Genomic DNA, 6,568 nt, shown 5'->3' on the forward strand with positions numbered 1-6,568 from the left:
AAGAGATGAACCGTCAGAGCAGACGATTTCCGGGCACGAACCACTCCCGGCGCGAATTAAGCAAATCCTGCGCGCTCATGGCCTTTTTACCGGCAGGCTGCAAAGAGATGAGATTCAGGATGCCATCGCCTGTCGCTATCTGGATGCCCTGACGGGTTGCCTCCAGGATAGTCCCTGGTTCGGCACCGGCAGGTTTATCGATGACCGTAGCTTGCCAGATTTTGACCGGTTGCTCGTCGATGACGATGTAGCTCATTGGCCATGGGTTAAAGGCTCGGATGCAGCGTTCCAGTTGTGCGGCGCTGAGCGTCCAGTCCACGCGTGCCTCTTCTTTACTGAGCTTCTCAGCATAGCAAGCCAGCGACTCGTCCTGAACCTCAGGTTTTGCGGTACCAGTTGCCAGCAGATGCAACGTATGCAGCAGACCCTGAGGGCCGAGCTTAGCCAGCTTGTCATAGAGGCTGGCACTGGTATCGTCGGCGGTGATTGGGCAGGAGAGTTTATGCAACATATCACCCGTATCAAGACCAACATCCATCTGCATAATGGTAACGCCTGTTTCAGCATCGCCAGCCCAGAGCGAACGTTGGATAGGGGCAGCGCCTCTCCAGCGCGGAAGCAGAGAACCGTGAACGTTGATGCACCCCAGACGCGGCATATCCAGCACGGCTTTCGGCAGGATCAGGCCATATGCCACCACTACCATTACGTCTGCGTGTAAGTCAGCAACCAACTGCTGGTTTTCCTGGGGACGAAGAGAAACAGGTTGAAAAACAGGTAACCCTTTCTCTTCCGCCAGTACTTTTACCGGACTGGGCATCAGCTTTTTGCCGCGTCCAGCAGGGCGGTCCGGTTGGGTGAATACGCCGACGACGTTATGTCCAGAAGACAGCAACGCGTCGAGATGACGCGCTGCAAAGTCAGGTGTACCCGCAAAAATTATACGTAGTGATTCTGACACGTTGATCCTTGTCCTTAAGCTCGTGCGTTCAGACGGTCGAGTTTTTCAACTTTCTGACGAATACGTTGTTGCTTCAACGGAGACAGATAATCGATAAACAGTTTACCGACCAGGTGATCCATTTCATGTTGAATACAGATGGCTAACAAGCCATCGGCTTCGAGTTCAAAAGGTTTACCATCGCGATCGAGCGCACGAATTTTAACGGTCTCAGCGCGTGGTACGAGTGCTCGCTGTTCCGGGATCGACAGGCAACCTTCTTCAATTCCAGTCTCACCGTTTTTTTCCAGCAGTTCCGGGTTAATTAGCACCAGACGCTCGTCGCGGTTTTCAGAGACATCAATAACAATAATACGTTGATGAATATCGACCTGCGTTGCCGCCAGACCGATACCTTCTTCGGCGTACATCGTTTCGAACATATCATCGACGATACGCTGAATTTCTGCATTCACTTCTTCAACCGGTTTTGCGACTTTGCGAAGACGCTCGTCCGGAATATGTAACACTTGCAAAACTGACATAGTTATCCAGAGTTGTATTCAGGAGTTGGAAAGATTATTACCTCTATTCTAGACAAAACCCCCTCTGATTGACAGCATCAGTGACCAATCGCAAAGATTGCTAAGGCTGCTTGTGGCAGGGGAATAAGGATGACCCACACCGAGATTTGGTTACGTTTAACACGAGTGAGTGAGCTGTATGGTGATGAGATGGTTCGCGTCGCTCACTTGCTTATTGCTCTGCCCTGTATTAACAAAGCGATACTTCAACATGCAGGATTCTCGGAGCGACAGGCAGAGCGTTTCTTAACCTTTCCAGAGTCTACTCTGGATAAAACGCTGCGCTGGCTGGAACTGCCCCATCACTATTTAATTGTTGCCGACAGCATGCATTATCCTTCGCAACTTCGCGCTATTGAGGATTATCCAGGAGTCCTCTTTGTTGTTGGAAATCCCGAATGCCTTCATTCATTTCAGGTCGCAGTCGTAGGTAACCGGCAGCACTCCTGGTATGGCGAGCGTTGGGGGCGTTTTTTTTGTGAAAAGCTCGCTGCGTATGGGGTGACGATCACCAGTGGACTCGCTCGAGGTATTGATGGCGTGGCACACAAGGCCGCGGTGAATATGAAAGGGACAAGTATTGCAGTGCTGGGGAATGGATTGGAAACCATTCATCCAAGGCGGCATGTTTGTCTCGCTGAACATCTGGTTGAGGCTGGAGGTGCGCTGGTGTCTGAATTCCCTCTGGACACGCTTCCTTTACCGCGTAATTTCCCCCAACGAAATCGTATTATCAGTGGTCTAAGTAAAGGAGTGCTGGTCGTTGAAGCTGCACAGCGTAGCGGCTCACTGGTTACGGCACGTTGTGCACTGGAACAAGGACGAGAGGTATTTGCCTTGCCCGGGCCAATCGGGAGTCCGGGTAGCGAAGGTCCTCATTGGCTCATTAAGCAGGGGGCGACACTTGTGACGATGCCAGAGGATATTCTGGAAAATTTGCAATACGGGTTACATTGGTTGCCAGATGAGCCTGAAAATTCAATTTATTCGCCAGATCACGAAGAGGTGGCATTGCCATTTCCTGAGCTCCTGGCTAACGTAGGAGATGAGGTAACACCTGTTGACGTCGTCGCTGAACGTGCCGGCCAACCTGTGCCAGAGGTAGTGGCTCAGCTACTCGAACTGGAGTTAGCAGGATGGATCGCAGCTGTACCCGGCGGCTATGTCCGATTGAGGAGGGCAAGCCATGTTCGACGTACTAATGTATTTGTTTGAGACATATATCCATAACGAAGCAGAGCTACGTGTGGATCAGGACAAACTGGAACGGGATCTTACCGACGCTGGTTTTGATCGTGAAGACATCTACAACGCGTTACTGTGGCTGGAAAAGCTTGCTGATTATCAGGACGGCCTTGCTGAGCCTATGCAGCTTGCATCGGATCCTCTTTCTATGCGTATTTATACTGCAGAAGAGTGCGATCGACTGGATGCGAGTTGTCGGGGGTTCTTGTTATTCCTGGAACAGATTCAGGTGCTAAACCTCGAAACGCGAGAAATGGTGATTGAACGCGTACTCGCACTGGATACGGCAGAGTTCGATCTGGAAGACCTGAAGTGGGTGATCCTGATGGTTTTATTCAACATTCCAGGTTGTGAAAATGCATATCAACAAATGGAAGAATTACTCTTTGAAGTGAATGAAGGTATGCTGCATTAATCAATCTTCGTTCAGTATGAGTTGTTATGGCTAAATCAGCACTGTTTACGGTGCGTAAAAACGATCCCTGCCCACAATGCGGGGCCGAACTGGTTATTCGCTCCGGGAAACACGGTCCGTTTCTCGGCTGTTCACACTATCCAGAATGCGATTATGTCCGTCCGCTTAAATCTTCTGCGGACGGACATATAGTCAAAGTTTTGGAGGGTAAGTTTTGTCCTGTATGTGGTTCAGAGCTGGTGCTGAGGCAAGGACGATTCGGGATGTTTATTGGTTGCAGTGATTATCCTGCCTGCGAACATACCGAACTTATCGACAAACCTGATGAAACGGCAATTGTTTGTCCTCAATGCCAGACGGGCCATCTGGTTCAGCGCCGCTCCCGTTATGGCAAAACGTTTTACTCCTGCGATCGCTATCCGGAGTGCCAGTTTGTCATTAACTTCAAACCTTTAGCTGGAGAGTGTCCTGAGTGTCACTATCCGCTCCTCATCGAAAAGAAAACCGCGCAGGGTGTGAAACACTTCTGTGCCAGTAAACAATGTGGAAAGCCGATATCGGCGGAATAAAAAGTGAATAATAACCTGCCCACAGACACAATCGCTGCGGCGATAGAAGTTCTGAAACAAGAAAATGTCATCGCCTATCCAACGGAAGCTGTTTTCGGCGTAGGCTGTAATCCTGATAGTGAAATGGCGGTTACCCGCTTACTGGAGCTGAAACAACGGCCAATTGAAAAAGGCTTAATTCTGATTGCGGCTAGTTTTGAGCAACTCAAACCGTATATCGATGACAGCATGCTTACCGATACACAACGTAAAGCTGTTTTTGCTCGCTGGCCAGGCCCGGTCACTTTTGTTTTTCCTGCTCGTTCTTCCACCCCTCGTTGGTTGACAGGGCGTTTTGATTCTCTGGCCGTTCGCGTCACGGATCACCCGCTAGTGGTTGCATTGTGCCAGGCTTATGGCAAACCGTTAGTCTCTACCAGTGCTAATTTGAGTGGTTTACCCCCTTGCAGAACGGTAGAGGAAGTACGAGCGCAGTTCGGTGTAGACTTTCCCGTTGTTGAAGGCGATACCGGAGGGCGTTTGAATCCTTCGGAAATCCGTGATGCTTTGACGGGTGAACAGTTTCGACAGGGGTAATATGAAAGAAGCCTATGCTGTTTTTGGTAATCCGATAGCGCACAGTAAATCGCCTTTAATCCATCAGCAATTTGCTCAGCAGCTGAAGATTGATCATTCCTATGGGCGTGTACTGGCGCCAATCAATAACTTTGTGAATACGCTGAACACCTTCTTTGCTGAAGGGGGGAAGGGAGCGAATATTACCGTTCCTTTTAAAGAAGAGGCATTTTCGCGAGCCGATGAATTGACTGAACGGGCGTCACTTGCCGGGGCGGTCAATACGCTTAAGCGTCTGGAGGATGGGCGTTTACTGGGAGATAACACCGATGGCATTGGCTTGTTAAGCGATCTTGAGCGTTTATCTTTTATTCGCCCCGGGACACGTATTTTGCTTATTGGCGCTGGTGGTGCGTCCCGTGGAGTATTGTTGCCTCTTCTTTCTATGGATTGTGCGGTTACCATCGTTAACCGTACCGCATCTCGAGCTGAAGAACTGGCTCAGATCTTCTCCCATACCGGCAGTGTTCAGGCAGCAGGGATGGATGAACTTGAGAACTACGAATTCGATCTGATTATTAATGCGACGTCCAGTGGAATTAGTGGTGATGTTCCAGCCATTCCTGCATCGTTGATTCATGCTTCCGTCTGTTGTTACGACATGTTTTATCAGAAAGGCGCAACACCGTTCCTTTCCTGGTGTGTGCTTCAGGGAGCAAAACGTTATGCTGATGGCTTGGGAATGCTGGTGGGGCAAGCGGCGCATGCTGTTTTACTCTGGCATGGCGTACTGCCGGAGATTGAACCAATCATTAAAAAGTTGCAACAGGAACTGTCCGCATGAATCAGGCGATCCAGTTCCCCGATAGAGAAGAGTGGAAAGCAGATATCAATGCTGTCGTCTTTCCTGCTATGGTTCATGGCATGCAGCTAATATGTGCCATAAAGGGAGAAGTGTTGGCGCATCGCTTTGGTGGCGACACGCCTGAACAGTGGCTGGAGATTTTTCGGATGCATCGCTGGGATCTGGAAGAAGAGGCAGAAACACTGATCCAAGCCCAGCAAGAAGACGATCACGGCTGGGTCTGGTTACCCTGACTTAAATACTCGTCTTTCCACTTCACATAGTTGTTAGCGGAGTATTGTAGACCAGCTTTCTCTTCATCACTCAGTGGGCGGATCTGCTTTACTGGACTTCCCAGGTACAGATACCCGCTTTCCAGGCGTTTATTTTGTGGAACCAGGCTTCCTGCACCAATCATAACGTCATCTTCTACTACCACACCGTCCAGCAGAATCGAACCCATACCGACCAAAACACGGTTGCCAATGACGCAGCCGTGCAGCATCACTTTATGACCTACGGTGACATCCTCACCAATGATGAGTGGGTTACCCTGTGGGTTAGAAGAGGATTTATGCGTGACATGTAGCACGCTACCGTCCTGAATGTTCGTACAAGCGCCAATTTGCACGTAGTTAACATCACCACGGATAGCCACCAGTGGCCAGATCCCGACATCATCAGCCAGGCGAACATCACCAATGACGACACTGCTGGTATCGATCATCACGCGTTCCCCGATCTGTGGGAAAAGATCCTTATAAGGACGTAGTACATCAGACATGTTTACCTCAACGAAAATAGAGCGGTAATGAAGACTTTGGTTGGATTATTGAGACTGTGCAAGTGATTTAGTTATCAAAAATCAGCCAAATTGCGCAGGAATGTAGCGAAAGGGGCAAAAAAACGTCATTCAGTAAAAAAGATCTAAAAAACACTTGTGCTAAAAAATGGGATCCCTATAATGCGCCTCCATCGACACGGCGGATGTGAATCACTTCACGCAAACAGCCGGTTCGGTTGAAGAGAAAAATCCTGATATTCAGGGTTGACTCTGAAAGAGGAAAGCGTAATATACGCCACCTCGCGACAGAGCGCTAAAGCGCGTCGCAACTGCTCTTTAACAATTTATCAGACAATCTGTGTGGGCACTCAATGATACGGATTCTTAACGTCGCAAGACGAAAAATGAATACCAAGTCTCTGAGTGAACACGTAATTCATTACGAAGTTTAATTCACGAGCATCAAACTTAAATTGAAGAGTTTGATCATGGCTCAGATTGAACGCTGGCGGCAGGCCTAACACATGCAAGTCGAACGGTAGCACAGAGGAGCTTGCTCCTTGGGTGACGAGTGGCGGACGGGTGAGTAATGTCTGGGAAACTGCCCGATGGAGGGGGATAACTACTGGAAA

At 49.4% G+C, this 6,568-nt stretch carries 9 protein-coding genes and 1 rRNA gene (1 of these 10 only partly in view); 7 read left to right on the top strand and 3 right to left on the bottom strand.

Features of this window, described 5'->3' with window-relative positions; all coding sequences use genetic code 11:
- Positions 1 to 13: 13 nt before the first annotated feature.
- Entirely contained in the window at positions 14 to 961 is a 948-nt protein-coding gene (gene fmt, locus OGY01_RS01855) for a methionyl-tRNA formyltransferase (protein ID WP_286492305.1), read from the bottom strand.
- Between the two features lie 14 nt (positions 962 to 975).
- Positions 976 to 1,485, bottom strand: coding sequence for a peptide deformylase (gene def / locus OGY01_RS01860; RefSeq protein ID WP_048222827.1), 510 nt, complete (start codon positions 1,483 to 1,485; stop codon positions 976 to 978).
- Positions 1,486 to 1,614: 129 nt separating this feature from the next.
- Here def and dprA point away from each other — a divergent pair, with 129 nt between their 5' ends.
- From dprA to OGY01_RS01890, 6 genes are read left to right on the top strand one after another with little or no spacing between them, the layout of a single operon-like run.
- Positions 1,615 to 2,739: a DNA-protecting protein DprA gene (gene dprA, locus OGY01_RS01865; RefSeq protein WP_048222825.1), complete on the top strand. Its 1,125-nt coding sequence runs from the start codon at positions 1,615 to 1,617 to the stop codon at positions 2,737 to 2,739.
- Positions 2,711 to 3,184 carry a DUF494 family protein Smg gene (smg, locus tag OGY01_RS01870; protein ID WP_045448249.1) on the top strand — a complete coding sequence of 158 codons (474 nt, stop codon included), beginning with the start codon at positions 2,711 to 2,713 and terminating at the stop codon, positions 3,182 to 3,184. Before dprA ends, smg begins: the two co-directional genes overlap by 29 nt.
- A 26-nt stretch (positions 3,185 to 3,210) precedes the next feature.
- Positions 3,211 to 3,753 carry a DNA topoisomerase family protein gene (locus OGY01_RS01875; protein WP_045448246.1) on the top strand — a complete coding sequence of 181 codons (543 nt, stop codon included), beginning with the start codon at positions 3,211 to 3,213 and terminating at the stop codon, positions 3,751 to 3,753.
- Between the two features lie 3 nt (positions 3,754 to 3,756).
- Positions 3,757 to 4,329, top strand: coding sequence for an L-threonylcarbamoyladenylate synthase type 1 TsaC (gene tsaC, locus OGY01_RS01880; protein WP_045448243.1), 573 nt, complete (start codon positions 3,757 to 3,759; stop codon positions 4,327 to 4,329).
- Position 4,330: 1 nt separating this feature from the next.
- On the top strand, positions 4,331 to 5,152 hold the full coding sequence (gene aroE, locus OGY01_RS01885; RefSeq protein ID WP_286492306.1) for a shikimate dehydrogenase: 822 nt from the start codon (positions 4,331 to 4,333) through the stop codon (positions 5,150 to 5,152).
- Complete coding sequence (locus tag OGY01_RS01890) at positions 5,149 to 5,406, top strand: DUF1488 family protein (protein WP_045448237.1); 258 nt, start codon at positions 5,149 to 5,151, stop codon at positions 5,404 to 5,406. The genes aroE and OGY01_RS01890 overlap by 4 nt, the downstream gene beginning before the upstream one ends.
- On the opposite strand, the gene OGY01_RS01895 is transcribed toward OGY01_RS01890, so the two are convergent.
- Positions 5,382 to 5,936 (bottom strand): gamma carbonic anhydrase family protein, encoded by a 555-nt coding sequence (locus tag OGY01_RS01895; protein ID WP_286492307.1) that lies wholly within the window; start codon positions 5,934 to 5,936, stop codon positions 5,382 to 5,384. The genes OGY01_RS01890 and OGY01_RS01895 overlap by 25 nt on opposite strands.
- A 470-nt stretch (positions 5,937 to 6,406) precedes the next feature.
- Here OGY01_RS01895 and OGY01_RS01900 point away from each other — a divergent pair.
- A 16S ribosomal RNA gene (locus tag OGY01_RS01900) occupies positions 6,407 to 6,568 on the top strand (it continues 1,380 nt past the right edge of the window).

This window comes from Citrobacter sp. Cm038 (assembly GCF_030333105.1).
GTDB lineage: Bacteria > Pseudomonadota > Gammaproteobacteria > Enterobacterales > Enterobacteriaceae > Citrobacter > Citrobacter murliniae.